Origin of the sequence: Bradyrhizobium sp. WU425 (assembly GCF_021052305.1) — a bacterium.
Classification (GTDB): Bacteria; Pseudomonadota; Alphaproteobacteria; order Rhizobiales; family Xanthobacteraceae; genus Bradyrhizobium; species Bradyrhizobium canariense_D.
This window is the reverse complement of sequence record NZ_CP088089.1, coordinates 3,941,657-3,962,475: the sequence shown is the minus strand read 5'-3', so window position 1 is coordinate 3,962,475 and position 20,819 is coordinate 3,941,657. Positions and strand designations below refer to the sequence as shown.

Annotated in this window: 22 protein-coding genes; 9 read left to right on the top strand and 13 right to left on the bottom strand. The window is 64.4% G+C overall.

Annotated elements, in window-relative coordinates; genetic code table 11:
• Nucleotides 1-441, bottom strand: coding sequence for a GNAT family N-acetyltransferase (locus BcanWU425_RS19275; RefSeq protein WP_204511359.1), 441 nt, complete (start codon nucleotides 439-441; stop codon nucleotides 1-3).
• A complete protein-coding gene (locus BcanWU425_RS19270) occupies nucleotides 441-1,940 on the bottom strand; it encodes a bifunctional ADP-dependent NAD(P)H-hydrate dehydratase/NAD(P)H-hydrate epimerase (protein WP_018455113.1) in 1,500 nt (499 codons plus the stop codon). Before BcanWU425_RS19270 ends, BcanWU425_RS19275 begins: the two co-directional genes overlap by 1 nt.
• Nucleotides 1,941-2,320: 380 nt before the next feature.
• Between BcanWU425_RS19270 and BcanWU425_RS19265 the strand changes: the two genes are divergently transcribed.
• Entirely contained in the window at nucleotides 2,321-2,659 is a 339-nt protein-coding gene (locus BcanWU425_RS19265) for a P-II family nitrogen regulator (protein ID WP_007603495.1), read from the top strand.
• Between the two features lie 149 nt (nucleotides 2,660-2,808).
• The gene (gene glnA / locus BcanWU425_RS19260) at nucleotides 2,809-4,218 is read left to right on the top strand and encodes a type I glutamate--ammonia ligase (protein WP_007603494.1); all 1,410 of its coding nucleotides are present in this window, start codon (nucleotides 2,809-2,811) and stop codon (nucleotides 4,216-4,218) included.
• Nucleotides 4,219-4,536: 318 nt separating this feature from the next.
• Here glnA and BcanWU425_RS19255 read toward each other — a convergent pair whose 3' ends face one another.
• Both BcanWU425_RS19255 and BcanWU425_RS19250 read right to left on the bottom strand, forming a co-directional pair.
• Entirely contained in the window at nucleotides 4,537-5,310 is a 774-nt protein-coding gene (locus tag BcanWU425_RS19255) for a gamma-glutamyl-gamma-aminobutyrate hydrolase family protein (RefSeq protein ID WP_018455114.1), read from the bottom strand.
• A gap of 90 nt (nucleotides 5,311-5,400) precedes the next feature.
• Nucleotides 5,401-6,105, bottom strand: a complete 705-nt coding sequence (locus BcanWU425_RS19250) for a hypothetical protein (protein WP_204511360.1) — start codon at nucleotides 6,103-6,105, stop codon at nucleotides 5,401-5,403.
• Nucleotides 6,106-6,241: 136 nt separating this feature from the next.
• Between BcanWU425_RS19250 and BcanWU425_RS19245 the strand changes: the two genes are divergently transcribed.
• Nucleotides 6,242-7,378: an AI-2E family transporter gene (locus tag BcanWU425_RS19245; RefSeq protein WP_039799329.1), complete on the top strand. Its 1,137-nt coding sequence runs from the start codon at nucleotides 6,242-6,244 to the stop codon at nucleotides 7,376-7,378.
• A gap of 6 nt (nucleotides 7,379-7,384) precedes the next feature.
• Here BcanWU425_RS19245 and BcanWU425_RS19240 read toward each other — a convergent pair whose 3' ends face one another.
• From BcanWU425_RS19240 to BcanWU425_RS19215, 6 genes are all read right to left on the bottom strand, one after another.
• Entirely contained in the window at nucleotides 7,385-7,681 is a 297-nt protein-coding gene (locus tag BcanWU425_RS19240) for an antibiotic biosynthesis monooxygenase family protein (protein ID WP_085362109.1), read from the bottom strand.
• A gap of 101 nt (nucleotides 7,682-7,782) precedes the next feature.
• Entirely contained in the window at nucleotides 7,783-8,019 is a 237-nt protein-coding gene (locus BcanWU425_RS19235) for a hypothetical protein (RefSeq protein ID WP_085362108.1), read from the bottom strand.
• Nucleotides 8,020-8,076: 57 nt separating this feature from the next.
• Nucleotides 8,077-9,309, bottom strand: a complete 1,233-nt coding sequence (locus BcanWU425_RS19230; RefSeq protein ID WP_204511361.1) for a GGDEF domain-containing protein — start codon at nucleotides 9,307-9,309, stop codon at nucleotides 8,077-8,079.
• A 229-nt stretch (nucleotides 9,310-9,538) separates the two neighbouring features.
• On the bottom strand, nucleotides 9,539-10,018 hold the full coding sequence (gene rpsI, locus BcanWU425_RS19225) for a 30S ribosomal protein S9 (RefSeq protein ID WP_007603485.1): 480 nt from the start codon (nucleotides 10,016-10,018) through the stop codon (nucleotides 9,539-9,541).
• A gap of 1 nt (nucleotide 10,019) precedes the next feature.
• Nucleotides 10,020-10,484, bottom strand: a complete 465-nt coding sequence (gene rplM / locus BcanWU425_RS19220; RefSeq protein ID WP_018455120.1) for a 50S ribosomal protein L13 — start codon at nucleotides 10,482-10,484, stop codon at nucleotides 10,020-10,022.
• A 157-nt stretch (nucleotides 10,485-10,641) separates the two neighbouring features.
• Nucleotides 10,642-11,070 (bottom strand): PaaI family thioesterase, encoded by a 429-nt coding sequence (locus BcanWU425_RS19215; protein WP_007603483.1) that lies wholly within the window; start codon nucleotides 11,068-11,070, stop codon nucleotides 10,642-10,644.
• Nucleotides 11,071-11,156: 86 nt separating this feature from the next.
• Between BcanWU425_RS19215 and BcanWU425_RS19210 the strand changes: the two genes are divergently transcribed.
• The 4 genes from BcanWU425_RS19210 to BcanWU425_RS19195 all read left to right on the top strand — a co-directional run bounded on the left by BcanWU425_RS19210 (nucleotide 11,157) and on the right by BcanWU425_RS19195 (nucleotide 14,566).
• Nucleotides 11,157-11,981 carry an enoyl-CoA hydratase gene (locus BcanWU425_RS19210; protein WP_204511362.1) on the top strand — a complete coding sequence of 275 codons (825 nt, stop codon included), beginning with the start codon at nucleotides 11,157-11,159 and terminating at the stop codon, nucleotides 11,979-11,981.
• Between the two features lie 117 nt (nucleotides 11,982-12,098).
• Nucleotides 12,099-12,683 carry a CoA-binding protein gene (locus tag BcanWU425_RS19205; RefSeq protein ID WP_085384765.1) on the top strand — a complete coding sequence of 195 codons (585 nt, stop codon included), beginning with the start codon at nucleotides 12,099-12,101 and terminating at the stop codon, nucleotides 12,681-12,683.
• Between the two features lie 138 nt (nucleotides 12,684-12,821).
• Nucleotides 12,822-14,102, top strand: coding sequence for an O-acetylhomoserine aminocarboxypropyltransferase (locus BcanWU425_RS19200; protein WP_085353375.1), 1,281 nt, complete (start codon nucleotides 12,822-12,824; stop codon nucleotides 14,100-14,102).
• A gap of 119 nt (nucleotides 14,103-14,221) precedes the next feature.
• Nucleotides 14,222-14,566, top strand: a complete 345-nt coding sequence (locus BcanWU425_RS19195; RefSeq protein ID WP_085362104.1) for a hypothetical protein — start codon at nucleotides 14,222-14,224, stop codon at nucleotides 14,564-14,566.
• Nucleotides 14,567-14,579: 13 nt separating this feature from the next.
• Here the strand turns inward: BcanWU425_RS19195 and BcanWU425_RS19190 are convergent, their stop codons facing one another.
• Nucleotides 14,580-15,662, bottom strand: a complete 1,083-nt coding sequence (locus BcanWU425_RS19190) for a COX15/CtaA family protein (RefSeq protein WP_085362103.1) — start codon at nucleotides 15,660-15,662, stop codon at nucleotides 14,580-14,582.
• A 93-nt stretch (nucleotides 15,663-15,755) separates the two neighbouring features.
• On the opposite strand from BcanWU425_RS19190, the gene BcanWU425_RS19185 reads away from it, so the two are divergent.
• On the top strand, nucleotides 15,756-15,977 hold the full coding sequence (locus BcanWU425_RS19185) for a DUF2842 domain-containing protein (protein WP_007603477.1): 222 nt from the start codon (nucleotides 15,756-15,758) through the stop codon (nucleotides 15,975-15,977).
• A gap of 21 nt (nucleotides 15,978-15,998) precedes the next feature.
• Here the strand turns inward: BcanWU425_RS19185 and BcanWU425_RS19180 are convergent, their stop codons facing one another.
• Complete coding sequence (locus BcanWU425_RS19180) at nucleotides 15,999-17,042, bottom strand: polysaccharide deacetylase family protein (RefSeq protein WP_204511363.1); 1,044 nt, start codon at nucleotides 17,040-17,042, stop codon at nucleotides 15,999-16,001.
• Between the two features lie 126 nt (nucleotides 17,043-17,168).
• Between BcanWU425_RS19180 and BcanWU425_RS19175 the strand changes: the two genes are divergently transcribed.
• Nucleotides 17,169-18,350, top strand: coding sequence for a GNAT family N-acetyltransferase (locus BcanWU425_RS19175; protein ID WP_085353381.1), 1,182 nt, complete (start codon nucleotides 17,169-17,171; stop codon nucleotides 18,348-18,350).
• Nucleotides 18,351-18,533: 183 nt separating this feature from the next.
• Here BcanWU425_RS19175 and BcanWU425_RS19170 read toward each other — a convergent pair whose 3' ends face one another.
• Nucleotides 18,534-20,810 carry a GumC family protein gene (locus BcanWU425_RS19170; protein WP_204511364.1) on the bottom strand — a complete coding sequence of 759 codons (2,277 nt, stop codon included), beginning with the start codon at nucleotides 20,808-20,810 and terminating at the stop codon, nucleotides 18,534-18,536.
• Nucleotides 20,811-20,819: the final 9 nt, after the last annotated feature.

Below are 20,819 nucleotides of genomic sequence, written 5' to 3'. Positions count from 1 at the left end.
CTATCGGCCACGCGTCCAAAGATAGCGAGCGTCCGGTTCTTTCTCCTCGTTTCGGGTCCCGTTGGTCTGCTCGATCAGCGTGAACCCGCGCGCTTCATAGAAGCGGCGCGCCAACGCGTTGCGCTGGAAGGTCCAGAGCTCCAGCTGTTCGCTGGCCTGCTTGGCGATATCGAGGAGTTCGGTGCCGACGCCGCGCCCTTGAACAGCAGGAAGCACGTAAAGCTGCTCGACCCAGCCGTCACGGACAGCGATGATTCCGCTCAGTACATCGGCATCGAAGCGTCCCCACACGCGGCACGTCGCCAAGACATGCTCGCGGTAGAACCAGCGGTCCTCATCCGGCGTATGCAGCCCAGCAAGCCAGGGCATCGCATGGTCGAATGCAGCCCGGTGAACCTGCGCCGCCGCGCCCATATCGGTGAGCGCGAGCGGCCTGAGCATTAGTACTCGATCCCCAGCGCATGATAGATCCGTCGGTGCACGGCGGGCAGCGTCTCGGTGAGATCCTCCGCGATCAGGCCCGGCCCCGCCTCGCTCGCCGCTTCGCCATGCATCCACACCGCGATGCTGGCGGCTTCGAACGCCGGGACGCCCTGCGCAAGGAGGCCTGCGATGATGCCGGCGAGGACGTCGCCGGCACCCGCGGTGGCGAGCCAGGGCGGAGCGTTGGCGGCGATAGTGGCGCGGCCGTCGGGCGCGGCAATCGTGGTGTCGGCGCCCTTCAGCAGCACGACCGCGCCGGAGCGCTCGGCGGCGGCGCGCACGCGCTCGATCTTCGAGCGCCCCGGATGTTTATTGCTGAGGTCGGAGAACAGCCGCGGGAACTCGCCCTCGTGCGGCGTCAGCACCACCGCCTTGTCCTGCGACGTCTTGATCGATTCGAACAGGCGCTCGGGATTGGCGGCAAAGCTCGTCAGCGCATCCGCGTCGAGCACCAGGCGCCGCTGGGAGGTAAGCGCCGTGTGGACGAGATCGCAGGTGCGCTCGCCGACGCCCGCGCCAGGGCCGATGATGCAGGTGTTGTAGCGCTTGTCGCCGAGCAGCTCGCCGAACTCGATGGCGGTATCGACGGGGTGAACCATCACCGCGGTGAGCGCAGCCGCATTGATCGCCAGCGCATCACGCGGCGTGGCCAGAGTCACCAGGCCCGCGCCGGCGCGCAGCGCCCCGCGCGCGGCGAGCCGCGCCGCACCGGTCGCCGCCGCATCGCCCGAGACCGCCAGCACATGACCTCGCGCGTATTTATGGCCGTCGATGCGCGGCACCGGAAAGGCCGAGCCCCAGAAGTCCGGATCGTTCTCAAAAATCCGCGGCGCGATCTCGTCCAGCACCTGCGCCTCGATGCCGATGTCGGCGACGCGGACGTGACCGCAATGCATGCGCCCCGGCAGCAGCAGATGCGCCGGCTTCTTGCGAAAGAAGGTGACGGTCTCGGCGGCGTTCACGGCCACGCCCAGCACGGCCGCGCTGGTGCCGTTGATGCCGCTCGGCAGGTCGACCGCGAGCACCGGCGCACCATTGGCGTTGATCGCCTCGATCATCTCACGCGCCTCGCCCTCGACGGGACGGCTGAGGCCCGCGCCGAACAGCGCATCGATGATCAGCGCCGGTCGCCCGATCGCCTGCGGGTTGAACGGGAGCACCGGGTGTTTCCAACCCCGCGCCGCCGAGGCCGCGTCGCCCTGGAGCTGGTCCCGCTCGCACATCAGGATCACCGAGACCTCGCGGCCTTGCGCGGCGAGCTCGGCGGCTGCGACAAAACCGTCCCCGCCGTTGTTGCCCGGGCCGGCCACGATCAGGATCGGCCCCTGCTCCACCAGTGCGTTCGCGGCCTCGGCGACCGCCTGGCCGGCGCTGAGCATCAGCTTGAATCCGGGGGTGCCTGCTGCAATGCTGAGCTGGTCGGCGCGCTGCATTTCGGCGTTGGTCAGAACTTCCATGCCACTTCCCTGTCCAAAAGCCTTTTCAACAGGCACGTTCCGCACCGGGCTATCCGGCGGAACAACGGTCTGCACAAATATTCAACCGTTTGCCTATTTCGTAGTCTGCGGTATTTTGTGCGGGTCGGCGCCACCTATCAGAGCTGCACGTTAAAAGGCTGATAACGCTCCAATAATCAGGGCATTTGCAACTTGGCATAGACCCTGCTTTCGCGGAAGTCGCTTCGGTTCGTCGTGCTCACTGGCATTTATCAGGGTGTGGCCGGCCGTTGTTGCCGGACTGGTCAGGGATCCCGGCATAGCGAAGACAAGATCGTGCGTTAAGAAAGCGCATCCTGACGAAGACGTTGCTATTTGTTCGAAAGGCCGGGAGGCGCGCAGTGAAGAAAATCGAAGCCATCATCAAGCCATTCAAGCTCGACGAGGTGAAGGAAGCGCTTCAGGAAGTCGGCCTTCAGGGCATCACCGTCACCGAAGCCAAGGGCTTCGGCCGGCAGAAGGGTCACGCCGAGCTGTACCGCGGCGCAGAATACATCGTCGACTTCCTGCCCAAGGTGAAGATCGAGATCGTGATCGGCGACGATCTGGTCGAGCGCGCCATCGACGCAATCCGCCGCGCCGCGCAAACCGGGCGCATCGGCGACGGCAAGATTTTCGTCTCCAACATCGAAGAGGCGATCCGCATCCGAACCGGCGAATCCGGGCTGGACGCTATCTGAGCCGGGTGCTATCCCGCATTTTGCGACATTCTGACAAGAAATAGGCTGCTTCGGCGGCCTCGTTTTGTTTGTGCCTCGCGCGCCTCAAGAAGCGTGAACACGGTCGCTCGAAGTTTGGAAACCGACCCGCAGAGCCAAAAGGGGTATGCATGAAGACCGCCAAAGACGTCCTGAAATCGATCAAGGACAACGACGTCAAATACGTCGACCTGCGCTTCACCGATCCGCGCGGCAAGTGGCAGCACGTCACCTTCGACATCAGCATGATCGATGAGGACATTTTCGCCGAAGGCACGATGTTCGACGGCTCATCGATCGCCGGCTGGAAGGCGATCAACGAGTCCGACATGTGCCTGATGCCCGATCCGGTGACCGCGACGATCGATCCGTTCTTCGCCGAGACCACCATGGTCATCACCTGCGACGTGCTCGAGCCGACCACCGGCGAGCCCTACAACCGCGATCCCCGCGGCATCGCCAAGAAGGCCGAGGCGATGGTGAAGTCGATGGGCGTTGGCGACACCGTCTTCGTCGGCCCCGAAGCCGAATTCTTCGTGTTCGACGACGTGCGCTTCTCCGCCAATCCCTACAGCACCGGCTTCCGCCTCGACTCCTCGGAGCTGCCGACCAACTCCGACACCGAATATGAAGGCGGCAATCTCGGCCATCGTGTCCGCACCAAGGGCGGCTACTTCCCGGTGCCGCCGCAGGATTCCGTGCAGGACATGCGCTCGGAGATGCTCGGCGCCATGGCCAAGATGGGTGTGAAGGTCGAGAAGCACCATCACGAAGTCGCCTCCGCCCAGCACGAGCTCGGCATGAAGTTCGACACGCTGACGCTGATGGCCGACCACATGCAGATCTACAAATACTGCATCCACCAGGTCGCGCACATCTACGGCAAGACCGCCACCTTCATGCCGAAGCCGGTCTTTGGCGACAACGGCTCGGGCATGCACGTGCACCAGTCGATCTGGAAGGACGGCAAGCCGGTGTTCGCCGGCAACAAATACGCCGACCTGTCGGAGACCTGCCTCCACTACATCGGCGGCATCATCAAGCACGCCAAGGCGATCAACGCCTTCACCAATCCGTCGACCAACTCCTACAAGCGTCTGGTCCCGGGCTATGAGGCTCCCGTGCTGCTCGCCTATTCCGCGCGCAACCGCTCGGCCTCCTGCCGGATCCCCTACACTGCTTCGCCGAAGGCCAAGCGTGTCGAGGTGCGCTTCCCCGATCCGCTCGCCAATCCCTATCTCGGTTTCGCCGCGATGCTGATGGCTGGCCTCGACGGCATCAAGAACAAGATCGATCCGGGTCCGGCGATGGACAAGGACCTCTACGATCTGCCGAAGGAAGAGCTGAAGCAGATCCCGACGGTGTGCGGCAGCTTGCGCGAGGCGCTCGAAAACCTCGACAAGGACCGCGGCTTCCTGAAGAACGGCGGCGTGTTCGACGACGATTTCATCGACGCCTATATCGAGCTGAAGATGACCGAAGTCGCCCGCTTCGAAATGACCCCGCACCCGGTCGAGTTCGAGATGTACTATTCGGGCTAGGTGGCCCGAACGACCACGACGCACGAAAGGCGCCCCTCGGGGCGCCTTTTTTGTGGTCATCGAGTTTCGTTCTGCGTCTGACTCCATTTCGTTCTCAAAGAACGAATCGGAATCGAGAAAACTGGCGCGCATCAATTCTTGATATCTGGTTTATTGCGCCCGAGAGATCGCGAGCGCTGTTGGTAATTCGCAGGATGCATTCAGCGCCGCGAAATCCATCCTGGAGACTAGTTCTCGTGCCTGTTTGCGAAAATCGCCAATCCTCCGCCGCCGGTCGCAACGATCGATAGCCTTATAGGCCTCGGCGCAGCCCCGCAGCTACGCCGCCGCGCGCTGCTTCGCCACCATGGCCTGACCGAACGCCTCGAACAGTTTTCGGTTGATCGGATTGTGCTGCGGGTCGTATTCGGCGTGCCATTGCACGCCGAGCGCAAAGGTCTTGGCTTCCGCGATGCGGATCGCCTCGATGGTGCCGTCCTCGGCAATGCCCTCGATCAGCACGCGCTTGCCGGGATCGAGGATGCCCTGGCCGTGCAGCGAATTGACCCTGATCTTGTCACAGCCGAGCAATTCCGCGAACGCGCCGCCCGGTGTCAGATCGACGTCGTGACGATCGGCGAACACCACTGTCGGGTCGGGATGGATCTCACCATTCTCAAGCCTTGGCATGCGATGGTTCATGCGGCCCGGGATTTCGCGGATCTCGGGATGCAGCGAGCCGCCGAAGGCGACGTTCATCTCCTGGAGGCCCCTGCAGATGCCGAACAGCGGGATACCGCGGGCAACGCAGGCGACCGAGAGCGCCAGCGCCACCTCGTCGCGGTGGATGTCGTAGGGCTCGTGCGCCTCACACGGATCGACGTTGAAACGGGTCGGATGGACGTTGGCGCGGGCGCCGGTGAGCACGATTCCGTCGACGGTATCGAGCAGCGCGCCGATATCGGTGATGTCGGGCGAGCCCGCGAACATCACCGGCAGGCCGCCGGAAACCTCGGCCACGGCGCGCAGATTACGCTCGCCGACCATCTGGACCTGAAATCGATTCTCAACGCGATGGGCGTTCCCGATCACGCCGACGACCGGCTTTCTCATCTCCCGTTCAGACCTCTCGCCGAAGACGATTCTCCAAACATGCCCCTGGGGTGGAACAAATTCAACAGAAGGGTACGCGGGACGGCAATGCTATTTTCGCGCAAATGCCTCCCGGGCCACGATCGCGCCGCCAAGGGGCAGGCCGGCGGTCTTCAGCGCGGTCGCCGCCGGGTCGCCCGGCGCAGCCAACCAGGGCAGTTTCGTCTCGATTCCGCGCGTCATGGGCTCCCCGAGCGCGCCACCGAAATCAATCGGCCAAAGCCCGTTGGGCACTATTTCGGCGGTAAGGCCACGGAGTGCGTAACCGTCGCCCAGCACCGCCTCCACATGGTCGCCGGCGACAAGGCGCGCGGTCGTAGGGTCCAGGGGATCGCCAAAGCTCACCAGCGCGGGCATTAGGTCGCCCTGCACCGCGACGACGCCGGTCTGCCGGTTGAGCTCGTTGAACGAGACGCGGTTGCCTCGCGCAGCGCCATAAGCGCGGAGCGCGACATAGTTGATGTCGTCGAGATCGAGCTTCGCGCCCTGCTGATGCGCGAGCAATGCCATCACATTCTTTCCCCGGCCGAGGTCGACGAACACGGCCTCGCCGCGCATCGTGGTGCGGCCGCCCCGGCTATTGCCGCGATCGGGCACGACGGACAGAATGCCCGACCCGGTCTTGATCCCGTCAGGCGTCGTCACCTCGACCGCGAGGCGATATTTGTGACCGGGCCGATTGATCCGGATCTGGTCGCCAATCACGAGCACAGCCAGAAGCCCGAGCAGACCCACCCATTTGCTGATGAAACTCAAGCGCGCCCCACCTGTTCTCTCCTCGTCGGTCTGCACCGTTCATACGGCAGCGTCAAACAAGCGCGTTGACGCGGTCTTGATCAAAAGCGTGTTTGTCGAAAGAGTGCCCCCCGGTCCACCTAAAGGACATTGCGTGATCACATTCCCGAATGAACGACCCCCGACCCGTTTTGATCTGGCTTGGGGCATTTCGGTCGGCGGCATCGGTGTGGTGCTGTTCGCCGTGCTGCTCGCTTTCTCCTGGTACTTCGCGACCACCCTGCTCCTGATCTTCGCCGGGGTGCTGCTGGGCCTTGGGCTCAACGCGCTGACCAACGCGCTTGGCCGGCACGCGCGTCTTCCGCATACGCTGCGGCTCGCGATCGTCTGCTTGGCCCTCGCGCTGATGCTCGCGGGCATCGCATATCTCGGCGGCGCCACCATCGCCGATCAGGCGGCGGGACTCAGCAAAACCATCAAATCCCAGATCGGCAACGTCAAATCATTCCTGGACAATCACGGCATCGACACCAGCTTCTTCGATTTCGGGAGCTCCGGACCCGGTTCGTCTCCCGACGCGCAACCGGAGCCGACGCCGTCGGCCGGCACGGCGTCGCGCGGGGCAATACCCGGCGCAGGCGCCCTTGCCTCCAGCGGCGGGGCGATCGTGAGCCAGACGTTCAAGCTGCTGCTTGGCACCATCCACGGCGTGGGAAACATCTTCATCGTGCTGTTTCTGGGAGTCGCCTTCGCCGCCCAACCCAGCGTCTATCGCGAGGGATTGCTGTTCATCGCGCCTGCAAAACATCGCGCGCGCACGGCCGTCATCATCGACCGCGTCAGCGAGACACTTGAACGATGGCTGATCGCACAGATGATCGTCATGCTCGCGGTCGGCGCGGTAACCTGGATCGGGCTTCTCATCATCGGCATCCCGGGCTCCTTCATTCTCGGGATTCAGGCGGGACTGCTCGGCTTCATTCCGACCGTCGGCGCCATCATAGCCGGCGTCGTGGTCGTGCTGGCGAGCCTCGCCTCAGGATGGATTCCGGCGCTGTCGGCGTTTCTCCTCTTCATGGGCGTCCACGCCATGGAGAGCTACGTGCTGACGCCCCTGCTGCAGCGGCAGGCACTGGACATTCCGCCGGCCACGCTGTTCGCGTTCCAGATCCTGCTCGGCGTCGTGTTCGGGATCTGGGGCCTGGCGCTGGCGCTGCCACTCGTCGCCATCGCCAAAGTCGTGATCGACCATTTCAAGACGTATGAAGCGCCGCCTCTGGCGGAGGCGGCCTGAGCCGCCTCAGGTGATGAGCACGGTTTCGGTGTGCTCGACCTCAGGGGGTGCCGCAAAATACTGGCCGACGAGCCCGCGCCATTCGGTAAAATTCTCGGAGCCGCGAAAATCGACGGTATGGTTCTCGAGCGTTTCCCACTTCACCATCAGACGATAGCGCTGCGGCTTCTCGATCGACTTGTGCAGCTCGAAACCGTGAAAACCCTTGGAGCGGCCGAAAGCGGCCCTCGCCTTGGCGACGGCGGCCTCAAAATCCTTCTCGCTGCCCGGCTTGACGTCGATTTGCGCGATCTCGGTGATCATCTGCTTCCACCCATTTTGTTCGATGGGCGTGTCTACCGCAGCCCGGGACAAAGAAAAAGGCGCCGAAACGGCGCCCTGCCCGGTCCAAAAATGCAGATCACTCAGGCGAGCAGCAGAACGGTGCCAGCCACCATCAGCGCACAACCGGCGAACAGCGCGAGCGGCCAGTAATTGCGGCCTTGCGTGTAACGCCCCTGGGCGCGGCGCTCGGTGATCAGCGCGCTCTCGTATTCGTCCGCGGTCGAGAACAGGCACGCGAAGCCGCCGCGTGCCGAAGTCGCCGCGGCTTCGAGCGACATCAAGGCGGTCTGCGGGTTCTGTCGACGGATCGATTCCATGACCGCAATGGTAGGGATCGAATGGTAAACAGGGGATTACCGCGAGGCCTCCTTTGCCTAGGCGGTCGCCGGCTGCGCTTTGGACTGCGTGTTGGGCACGCCGATCCGCGCGGCGCTCTGGCGGCGCCAGTTCTCCAGCGAAAGTGGCAGCTCCTCCGCCGACTCGACGCGGTTTCGGCCGCCGCGCTTGGCCTGGTAGAGCGCGGTGTCGGCCGAGGCCAGCAGCACTTCGAGCTCGGTGCCGGCCGGACCGCCGGCGACGCCGATGCTGACGGTGGTGTCGACCGGGCCCTCGTCGACGACGACCCCGGAGGTCTCGAAGGCCTCGCGCACGCGCTCAGCGACCAGCACGCCCTCCTCGAGCGAACACGGCAGGAGGGCGGCGAACTCCTCGCCGCCGATGCGACCCGACATGTCGCTGATGCGCAGATTGCTGACGACGACGGTCGAGAACAGTTTCAGCATCTCGTCGCCGGCGGGATGGCCGAACCGGTCGTTGATCGACTTGAAATGATCGATATCGAAGATCATCACGGTCACGGGACGTCCGGCCTTTGCCTCGCGCTCGATCACGCGCCCGCAGGCTTCCGAGAAGCCGCGGCGGTTGAGCATGCCGGTCAGCGGATCGGTGGAGGCGGCGGTTCGGTGCGCGGTGACGGTGCGATCGGACACCAGCATGAAGATCACGAACACGGTGCCGACGGCATAAAGCACGAGCTCGACCGCGAACACGGTGACCCAGATGCTGCTGGCCAAACCCGCATCGTGCGGACGCAGGAAGCTGCCGAGCACGATCGGCAGCATCAAGACGCAGCCGTGCATCACCGGCACCACGAAGGCCGGCCAGCGCCGTTGCAGGCTCTTGCGTCGCTCGACCCAGAGCTCGCTGGCGGTCAACGCCGCATAGACCGACACGATGCCGGCGCCGACGATCATGCGCAGCATGGACGCGGGGGGATCGAGCAGCGTGGCGGCAGCGACCCAGGCGAGCGCGCCGACCAGGAGACCCGGCCAATTCGGCTTGCGGCCGTGGAAGACGCGCGCCGCATTCCACACCATGCCGCACGCGACGAAGCCGACCGCGTTCAGCGCAAGGTAAAGATGCGGCCCCAATCTGTCGCCCGCCGCCGTCCAGAGCGCGACCGATGCGGCGCCGAGGAGATAGGCGGTGCCCCACCATTTCAGCGCAGCGCTATTCTCCTGCCTTCCGAAAAACACCATCATGGCGCCGAGCAGTGCGGCGACCATGGTGGCGACCAAATAGAGCGTGATGCTATCGAGCGACATCATGTCGGCCCCCTTCTAGACATAGCAGTTACGCGATCGGATCAACCGATTTGCGCGCCCTTCCAAAAGCGACGCTATGTCCCGCGGGTTCCATTCAGGTTTTCATGCGAGCCCAAGTTTTCAGGAAACACGCCATCAATTTGCATACAAACGAACAGCAAAAAGGGCGCTGAAATCAGCGCCCTTTTGCATCTCATTGAAGCCGCTTTCGCGACGAATGCGACCGATGCGATTAACGCTTCGAGAACTGGAAGGACCGGCGGGCCTTGGCCTTGCCGTACTTCTTGCGCTCGACCACCCGGGAGTCGCGGGTGAGGAAGCCGCCCTTTTTGAGCACGGTGCGCAGCTCCGGCTCGAAATAGGTCAGTGCCTTGGAGATGCCGTGACGGACGGCACCGGCCTGGCCGGACAGACCACCGCCGGCGACGGTGCAGATCACGTCATACTGGCCGGACCGCGCGGCCACGGAGAACGGCTGCTCGATCATCATGCGCAGCACGGGACGGGCGAAATAGACCTCGACCTCGCGCGCGTTGACCGTGACCTTGCCGGCGCCTGGCTTGATCCAGACGCGGGCGACCGCGTCCTTGCGCTTGCCGGTGGCATAGGCGCGGTTGAACTTGTCGACTTTCTTCTCGTGCTTGGGCGCGTCGGGCGCGGCCGCCGTCTTGAGCTGCGAGAGCTGGTCGAGCGACTGGATGGATTCGGCCATGTTATGCGGCCCTCGTGTTCTTGCGGTTCAACTTGGCGATGTCGATCTTCTCGGGCGTCTGGGCCTCGTGCGGATGATCGGCGCCGCCATAGACGCGCAGGTTGCCCATCTGGACGCGACCGAGCGGGCCACGCGGGATCATGCGCTCGACGGCCTTCTCCAGCACGCGCTCGGGATGCTTGCCCTCGAGGATCTGGCGCGCGGTGCGCTCCTTGACGTGGCCGACATAGCCGGTGTGCTTGTAATAGGTCTTCTGCTCGCGCTTGCGGCCGGTGAGAACCGCATGCTGCGCGTTGATGATGATGATGTTGTCGCCGCAATCAACGTGCGGGGTGTAGGTCGGGAGGTGCTTGCCGCGCAGGCGCATGGCGACGATGGTGGCGAGACGGCCGACGACCAGACCCTTGGCGTCGATCAGTACCCACTTCTTCGTCACCTCAGCCGGCTTTGCCGAAAAGGTTTTCATGTCAGAGTTTCCGTGAACGGGGAGCATCGGCGCGAACACCGCACCGGACTGGCGGTTTTTTAGAGAACAGAGGCGCCGCGGTCAATGCCCAAAGGCGGAATTTACTTGTTCAATATCAACGACTTAGAAATATGGTATTAAGATACCCGTAAAAAGTTCAAACGTTTGGAATGGAATAGGTCGAGGTGACATGCGCAATCGGATCGGGCGAGGTGCCGGACAATAGCTTCACCTCACCGACTGCGAGGCGCTTGCCGAGCTTGAGCAGCCGCGCCTCCGCCAGCACGTCCTGCCCGGGCTGGCCCTTGCGCAGGAAGTTAATGTTGAGATTGGTGGTCACCGCGAGCCCGATCGGCCCGATCGCGGACAACAGCACCACGTACATCGCGAAATCGGCGAGCGCCATCAGGGTCGGGCCGGACACGGTTCCACCCGGCCGCAGCATCTTTTCGCTATAGCGCTGACGCAAAAGGCAGGCCTGACCGTCCGCGCTCTCGATCGTGATGTCGTCGCCGCTGAAGGCCTGGGGAAACTCGTTGCGGAGGAACTGCTCGAGCTCCGCCACGCTCATTTTCGCTAACGCCATGCTGCCCCTCACCCTCGCTTCACGTCCCCTGTTACATTAAGTTATCTGCGTCATCCAATCGCAATAATCCAACCGGAAACGCTTTGATGTCCGTCCAGGCCGCCCGCGCCCCCTCCCCGCAACTGCCGATCCTGCTGCGCGAGACCGTCGGCCCTATCGCGGTCCTGACCCTGAACCGCCCGGCCGCCCGCAACAGCCTGTCGGCGGCGATGATCGCAAGCCTGCATGCCGAGCTCAACGAGATCCGCGACGACAAGTCCGTCCGCGGCGTCGTGATCGCGGCCAACGGTCCCGCCTTCTCCGCCGGCCACGACATGAAGGAGCTGACCGCGCGTCGCGGCGACCCGGATCGCGGCCGTGCCTTCTTCGCCGAGATGATGACCGCCTGCAGCGCGATGATGCAGGCGATCGTGCACCTGCCCAAGCCCGTGGTCGCATCCGTTCAGGGCATCGCCACTGCCGCCGGCTGCCAGCTCGTGGCCAGCTGCGATCTCGCGATCGCCTCGGAAGCAGCACACTTCGCCACTCCGGGCGTCGACATCGGCCTGTTCTGCTCGACGCCAATGGTGGCGCTGTCGCGCAATGTGCCGCGCAAGCAGGCGATGGAGATGTTGCTGACAGGCGAGCCGATCCCGGCCGCACGCGCTCGCGAGATCGGGCTCGTCAATCGTGTCGTCGCCGCCGGCAGCGAGCGCCATGCCGCCATTGCGCTCGCCGAACAGGTCGCGCTGAAATCCGCCTATACCGTCAAGCTCGGCAAGGAGGCGTTCTACCGCCAGGCCGAGATGAACCTTGCAGATGCCTATCGCTATGCGGCAGAGGTGATGACCGAGAACATGATGGCGCGCGACGCCGAGGAAGGCATTGGCGCCTTCATCGAGAAGCGCACGCCGACGTGGCGGGATGAGTAATTCGTCATTGCGAGCGAAGCGAAGCAATCCAGAATCCCTCCTCGGAGACAGACTGGATTGCTTCGTCGCTTCGCTCCTCGCAATGACGGCGAAAGATGAGCCCGAAAAGATGAGCCAATGAACCACGACGCCTATCCCGACAATTACATCCGGGGCATCCTCAACAACGTGAAATCGATCGCGATGGTCGGCGCCTCGCCGGCCAACGTGCGGCCGAGCTATTTCGCGTTCAAATATCTGGCCCAGCGTGGCTACGACATGATCCCGGTCAATCCCGGCCATGTCGGCAAGGAGCTGCTCGGAAAACCCTTCGTCGCCTCGCTGTCCGACATCGGCCGTCCCGTCGACATGATCGACATTTTCCGCAACTCCAGCCACATCATGCCCGTGGTCGAGGAAGCCCTCACGCTCGATCCGCTGCCGATGGTGATCTGGATGCAGTTGGGGGCACGCGACGACGCGGCGGCGCTGAAGGCGGAATCGGTCGGTATCAAGGTGGTGATGAACCGCTGCCCCAAGATCGAATATGGCCGCCTGTCGTCGGAGATCTCGTGGATGGGCGTCAATTCACGCACGCTGAGCTCGAAACGCGCTCCGGTGCCGACGCAGGGCATGCGGCTATCCCTCAATCGGATGAGTGTCGGCGGCGGCGAAACCGCGGCATCGGACCGCGCCGCCAAAAACAAGACCGAGCAAAGCTGACGCAGTTGCGAAGGTTTCATTTCGCGAACGCGACAATGCGTAGCACGATCGTTCCGATGTGAAGCCGCGCCTTGACGGCAGCCGCGGCGCCAATCAGCATGCCGCGCGATTTCAGACCACGACAACAGGACGCCCTCAATGAGCGATCGCCTTCCGGGATTTTCGACCCTCGCCGTGCATGCCGGTGCACAGCCCGATCCCACCACTGGTGCGCGCGCGACTCCGATCTATCAAACGACGTCGTTCGTCTTCAACGACGCCGACCACGCCGCCTCTCTGTTCGGCCTGCAGGCCTTCGGCAACATCTATACCCGCATCGGCAATCCCACCAACGCGGTGCTGGAAGAGCGCGTCGCAGCACTCGAAGGCGGCACGGCCGCGCTGGCGGTGGCCTCGGGCCATGCCGCGCAGGTCGTGGTGTTGCAGCAATTGCTCCAGCCCGGCGACGAGTTCATCGCCGCGCGAAAGCTCTATGGCGGCTCCATCAACCAGTTCACCCACGCGTTCAAGAGCTTCGGCTGGAACGTGGTGTGGGCCGATCCCGACGACATCGCGAGCTTCGAACGCGCGGTCACGCCGCGCACGAAAGCGATCTTCATCGAGTCCATCGCCAATCCCGCCGGCAGCATCACCGACATCGAGGCGATCTCGACGGTGGCGCGCAAGGCGGGCGTCCCGCTGATCGTCGACAATACGCTGGCCTCGCCCTATCTGATCCGCCCGATCGACCACGGCGCCGACATCGTCGTGCACTCGCTGACGAAATTTCTCGGCGGCCACGGCAATTCGATCGGCGGCATCATCGTCGATGCCGGCACTTTCGACTGGTCGACAGGCGGCAAATATCCGATGCTATCGGAGCCGCGGCCCGAATATCACGGCATCCGGCTCCAGGAGACGTTTGGCAATTTCGCCTTCGCGATCGCCTGCCGCGTGCTCGGCCTGCGCGACCTCGGACCCGCGCTGTCGCCGTTCAACGCCTTCATGATCCTCACCGGCATCGAGACATTGCCGCTGCGCATGCAGAAGCACTGCGACAATGCGAAAGCGGTCGCCGAATTCCTCGCCGGCCATCCGGCGGTGGCCGCGGTGAACTATGCGGGCCTTGCAAGCGACAAGTACAACCAGCTCGCGCGCAAATACGCGCCGAAGGGTGCCGGCGCCGTGTTCACCTTCAGCCTGAAGGGCGGCTACGATGCCGGCGTCAGCCTGGTGTCGAAGTTGCAGCTGTTCTCGCATCTGGCCAATGTCGGCGACACCCGCTCGCTGGTCATCCATCCGGCCTCGACCACGCACAGCCAGCTCGACGACGCCGCTAAGGTCAAGTCCGGCGCCGGCCCCGACGTGGTGCGGCTCTCGATCGGCATCGAGGACAAGGAAGATTTGATCGCCGATCTGGAACAGGCGCTGGGCACGTAGCTGTCCTGGTCATTCCGGGGCGCCTGAGTGCGCCCCGGAATATGGCTCCAGTTAACAGTCATTAACCATATCTGCCGCATACATCGTCACTGGATCGCCCCTTTGATTCGGAGCCGACGATGCTGCGCTGGATGGTGCCTGCCCTTGCGGCGATGCTGACGGTCTCAGCTGCGATTGCCGCCGATTTGCCGGCCACGCCAAAGCGGCGGGCGGCCGCTCCGCCACAGGAGCCGCCGCAGGTCTATGTCGAGACCGATCCGGATGCGCTGATCTCGCCGGCCTACGGCATCGGCAGCTACATCCGCAATTTGCCGGGTACGCCACTGCTCCCGGGCTCCCACACGCTGCCGGGCTATTACGGCCGCCCCTGGGACTACGATTACCAGGGCGCGTATTACGGCGGGAAGCAGGTCGATTATTTCTGGCGCCTGCCCTACTCGTGCGGCATCTACGGCTATTGCTGAAGAGCAGATCCGATCAGCCGGCCTGACCGACGGGAACGGCGCGCGGCTGCGCTTCGGTTGCGCCACGCGGCGCGAGCCGCTCTGTCTGCATCACCGCAAGCGTCAGCACCACGATCGCAACTGCCTGATGCGCGAGCGCGAGATCAATCGGCACCTGGTTGAGCAGCGTGAGGATGCCGAGCACGCCTTGCAGGCTGACCGCGCCCAGCAGCAAGAGCGCGCCGCTTGCCGCAGAACCCGCGCGTGAACGGACCGCATCGAACGCGTGCAACGCCGCCAGCGCGAACAGCGCATAGGCCGTCATGCGGTGCTCGAACTGCACCGTCAGCACATTGTCGAACATGTTGCGCCACCACGGCGTCTCGAACCACAGCCGTTCCGCCGAGGGAATGAACGCGCCGTCGATCTGCGGCCAGGTGTTGTAGGCGCGGCCCGCGCGCAGGCCCGCAACCAGAGCACCAAAATAGATCTGGATAAAGGTCACCGCGAGGAGCAAGGCGCTGGTAAAGCGCAGCCGCGACGATGCTGCGATCTGCGGACGCCCGGCGAGCCGCCGCACCGTCCAGACGATGCCGGCGAAGATCACGAGCGCGAGCATAAGATGTGTCGCCAGCCGATATTGCGACACCTCGACGCGTTCGGACAGCCCCGAGGCCACCATCCACCAGCCGACCGCGCCCTGGAGGCCGCCGAGCCCAAACAATAGCCACAGCCGCCGCTTCAACTCACCGGACAGGCCGCCGCGCCAGAGGAAGAACAGGAACGGCAACAGATAGGCGACGCCGATGAAACGGCCGAGCAGCCGATGGCTCCATTCCCACCAGAAGATCTCCTTGAACTCGGACAGGCTCATGCCGGCGTTGAGCTCGCGATATTGCGGGATCGTCTTGTAGGCCTCGAAGGCCGCCGTCCACTGCGCTTCCGAAAGTGGCGGCACGCTGCCCGTGACCGGCTTCCACTCGACGATCGAGAGCCCGGATTCCGTCAGCCGCGTTGCGCCTCCGACCAGTACCATCAGCGCGATCAGCGCAGCCACTGAGATCAGCCACCAGCGCACGGCGCGATACGGCTCGGACGGGGCGGAATTCGTCGTCATTCGAGGCAAAACCAGAGCTTGAACCGGACTGCGTGCCCCTTATAGTCCCCCGCTCCCGCAGCGCAAGTTACGCGAAAGCCGCGATATTCCGTCATGACGATCCGCACTCGCAAGTTCCTCGGCACCATCCTGCTCCTGGTGCTCGCCACCGTCTGGGCACTGCTCGGCATGGCGCTGGCGCAGATGCCGTGGATCGCCGAATCCGGCTGGCGGCAGGCGATCTACTACGTGGTGGTCGGCATGGGCTGGGTGCTGCCGGCGATGCCGATCGTGAGCTGGATGCAGCGGCCGGACCGGGCCAAGTCGAGTTCGTAGCGCTTCCAGTTCGTAGCGCTTCTAGGTCCCAGCAGTGCCAGTCGGCTTCACCGGCGCAAAAGCGACCCCCGACACCAGCACCCGCATCATGCGCAGCGAGCGCACCCGGCCGTCCCAGGAAATGCGCGGCAGCGCGCGCAGATTGGTGCGTCCCTCCGCGTCCACCACGCCCGGGATCGTCGTCACCGCGCTGGCAAAGCCCGCCTCCTCCGCCATGATGACATGGCTGCGCCGGAACGAGGCGCGATCACCGAACGGAAAGGCGAGATGCCGGATGTCGCGATCGAAGGCCGCCTCCGCCACCGCCTTGCCCATCGTCATCTCGCGCAGTGCGACCGCATCCTTCATGTTGGCGAGAACGGGATAGTTCACGGTCGCACTGCCGATTGTCACCAGCGGATCGGCCGAAAGCCTTGCCAGATCCTCCCAATTCATCGATGCCTCGCGTGAGAGCGCGGCAAGGTCGACCCGGTAGCGCGTGCAGAGGTCTGCGATCGCAGCCGACACATCCGCCGGCGGCAGCGAGCGCAGCCAGGCCTCGAGGAACGAAAACAGCGCCTGCTTCTCCGCGTTGCCAGTCACAGTGAAGCGCTGCTCCTTCTCGCCCATCAAGAGACTGACACGGCTCTCGCGCGCGATCACCTGTTCGAGTCCGAGCCACCAGGCCTCACCGACGCCGTCGGGAAACGCCGTGGGCACATAGATCGTGAAGGGCACGGCGTGGCGCGCCAGCACCGGATAGGCAAAGTCGATCAGATCCTTGCCGGCGCCGTCGAAGGTGAGTGCCACGAAGCGCCGCTGTTCCGACAGCGTCACCGCGCGCCGGCAGACCTCGTCCATGCCGACGAAATCATAGTTCCACCGCTTCAGCGCGCGAATGGCGCGATCGAGGAAATGCGGCGTGATCTCGTTCTCGCGCAGCGGCTGAAACCCGCCGCGCCGGCGCGACCGCACATGCGCAAAGCGCAGGATGGCGCCGGCTCCACGACTGCGCAGCGCAGCCTGGCCCGTGAACCAGGTCAGCTCAAGTCGCAGCCGTTCCAGCCATCTGTCGTCGGATGCCAATGTCCCACCTCGCGCCCGTCGGCGGCCGGTCCCCTCTTATAGTCATTACCCTTTGTTGACATTTCTTTGCAAAGGTCGGCCACAGGCCGAATTACGCATATTTTTGATTTCTCGACAGGTTCGCGAATGACCATGGCTGCGGCGATGCAAAGCCGGACGGCAGAATTGCCAGCGCAGTCGAAAGCGGGCCGCATCGCGCATGTCGATATCGTGACCGATCTCGGCGCGGCCGAGGCCGTCTGGCGCGCCTTCGAGCAGCCCGGTCATCTCTTCACGCCCTATCAGCGATTTGATCTGCTCAGTCCCTGGCAGCGTCTGGTCGGCGAGCAGGAACGCGCCCGCCCCTTTATCGTCATTGCCCGCGACTCCGAGCATCGGCCGCTGCTGCTGCTGCCGCTCTCGCTGCGCCAAAGCCACGGCGTGCGCACCGCCTGCTTCATGGGCGGCAAGCATACGACCTTCAACATGGGCTTGTGGAACGCCGAATTTGCAGCGCAGGTCGCCAGCGGTGATCTCGACGCGCTGCTTGCGCCGCTCAACGAACATGCCGACGTGCTCGCACTGACGCAGCAGCCGCTGCACTGGAACGACCAGCAGAACCCGTTCGCGCATTTGCCACGCCAAAGCGCGATCAACGGCTGCCCGCTGCTCACGATGGAACCGGGCGGTCCGCCGGCATCGCGGATCAGCAACTCCTTCCGCCGCCGCCTCAAGAGCAAGGAGAAGAAGCTCCAGGCGCTCGCCGGCTATCGCTATCATTTGGCGACCACCGATGCGGACATCACCCGCCTGCTCGACTGGTTCTTCCGTATCAAGCCGGCTCGGATGGCCGAACAGAAGCTGCCCAACGTCTTCGCAGAGCCCGGCGTCGAGCAATTCGTCCGCAGCGCCTGCCTTGCACCACGCGGCGACGGCCGCGTCATCGACATCCACGCGCTCGAATGCGACGACGAGGTGATCGCAATCTTCGCTGGCGTCGCCGACGGCCAGCGCTTCTCGATGATGTTCAACACCTACACGATGTCCGAGCACGCCCGCTACAGCCCCGGGCTGATCCTGATGCGCTACATCATCGACCGCTGCGCCGAGCGCGGCTACCGCTCGCTCGACCTCGGCATCGGCTCGGACGAGTACAAGCGGATGTTCTGCAAGGACGACCAGGACATCTTCGACAGTTTCGTTCCGCTGACGTCACGCGGAAAGCTCGCGGCCATGGCGATGTCCTCGCTGAGCCACGGCAAGCGGCTGGTGAAACAGAACCAGATGTTGTTCGACCTGGCGCAGCGGCTGCGGCGAGCGTTCGGGTAGCTCTCGCCATTGCACGACTGCCCACCTTCTCCCCTTGTGGGAGAAGGTGGCACGAAGCGCCGGATGAGGGGTTGTATCAGCAAGTCAAAATGCGAGAGGCACGCGCGGAGAGAGACCCCTCACCCGTCTCGCCGCTATCGCGGCGAGCCACCCTCTCCCACAGGGGGAGAGGGTAAGAAACGCCTACGCCGCCACGACGCGCGGCGCGTCCCTCGCATCCGACGGCTGCACCGGTCTGTTCAGCATCGTCACTTCATTGAATCCGACGGCGCTGAGCTGCTCGCACATCAGTGCGCGCGCATCCGGCGCCATCGACGCGTCGGGCACGACGACGGCGCGGGCATTCGCCGTCAGGAGCTCCGCAGGAAGGTCGGAGGCACTGCCGGCATCGAGCAGCACGTGGTCGTAGGCGCGCAGCAGCGCGTCGATCGCGAGCGTCACGCGGGGCGACTGCAACAGGCTGCGATCGAAGCCGGGGCGGCCTGCCATGACCAGATGCAGCCGCGAGAGCTTGTCCCGGGTGATGATCTGCGCGAACGACGCCTCGCCCTGCATCAGTTCGGCGAGGCCGGGTGCCGAGGCATCGACGGACACGGCGGCCATGGTCGGCGAGGACGCGGCGAGATCGACCACGACGACCCGCGCATCGCGCGCCAGGTGCCGGGCCAATGTCAGCGTCGACAGCGTGATGGCTTCGCCGCTCGCAGTGCCGAGCACCGTGACCTTCTTCGCCATGGCTCCGGCGGCGCGCAGGCTGTCGGCCAGATGCTCGATCTCCGCGAATTCGGCGACATCGGCATCGGCCGTCATCTCCGGCTGCAGCGGCGCGGGTTCTGCCATGACCGGATCGACGACCGGATCGGCGAAGGGCTCGACGACCTCCGGTTGGACGATTTGTTCCTGGCGAGCCGACGCCCGCATGAGCGTTGGCGTGAACACCGCCACCGCACGGGGCGCGGTCTGGCGCAACAACTCTCCGGTGACGACGACGCCCGACGAGAGCAGCAGTGTCGCGATCGTCGCGATCAGCACGATCGGCAGCTTCTTCGGATAGGCCGGCGTGTTCGAGACGACGGCGCGCGAGATGATGCGGCCATCCGTCGGCGCGGTGTCGATGGTCTCGCGGGTGTTGGCCTCACGGTACTTCGCGAGATAGGTTTCGAGCAGGTCGCGCTGCGCCTTGGCCTCACGCTCGAGGGCACGGAGCTGCACGTCCTGGCCGTTGGTGGCCGTCGCCTGCTTCTTGAGCTGCTCGAGGCTCGCCGACAATTCCTGAACGCGCCCGCTGGCGGCGCGCGCATCGTTTTCGAGCGTGCGGGCGAGCTTGGCGGCCTCGTCGCGGATCTGGGTGTCGAGGTCGGCGAGCTGCGCCTTCAACTCCTTGATGCGCGGATGGTTGCCGAGCAACGTCGACGATTGCTCGGCCAGCTGGGCCCGCAACGCCACGCGCTGCTGCGAAGGCGTGCGCATCGATTCCGAGTTCAAAATTTCCGACGATTCGATCGGTTTGCCGCTCTGGATCATCTCGCGGATCAGGCGCGCCTTGGACTCGGCATCGGCCTTGAGCGCGCGCGCATTGTTGAGCTGGGTGTTGACCTCGCCCATCTGCTGGTTCGATAGCGTCGTGTTGTTGGTGCCGACGAACAGGCTCGACTTGGAGCGGAAGTCCTCGGCCTTCGCTTCGGCCTCGGAGACATTCCGTCGCAGCTCGTCGATCCTGCCGGCATACCACTGGCTGGCGTTTCGGGCCTGGTCCTGGCGCGCATCCTGCTGGAGCACGAGATAGCCGTCGGCGATCGAATTGGCGACGCGCACGGCGAGATCGGGATCGGCAGACTGGAATTCGATCACGATCACGCGTGACTTGTCGACAGCGTAGGCCTGGAGGCGCTCGTAATAGGCGTCCAGCACCCGCTCTTCCGGCGTCATCGAGAACGGATCGCGGCCCATGCCGACCAGCGCCGCAAGAGACTTCAGCGGCGAAACGCCTTGCAGCACCGGATCGAACTCGGGCCGCTCCGCAAGCTTGTTCTTCTTGATGATCTCGCGCGCGAGATCGCGCGACAGCACGAGCTGCACCTGGCTGGTGACGGCTTCGGCGTCGAGCGCCTGCCGTTCCTCGGCGCGATCGCTATTGGGCCGCAGAAACACGTTCTCACGGCCGTCGATCAGGATACGGGATTCAGACTTGTAGCGCGGCGTGATGAGATTGACGATTGCGATGGATGCGACGAGCGCCAGCACCGTCGGAACGATGATCCAGCCGCGCTTGCGCGCCAATGCCGCGCCGAGCGCGTGCAGGTCGATGTCGCCGGATTCGACTGGCGCCGGCCGCGGAGCAACGGGCGCAGGCTTTGCTTCAATGCTGGACTCGAGTTCAGCCCGCTTGGCTGCTGCCTTCGAGACAGCCCGCTTGACCACCGCCTTGTCCTTGCCGGCACGCCAGAACGCTAAACGCATCGAACACTC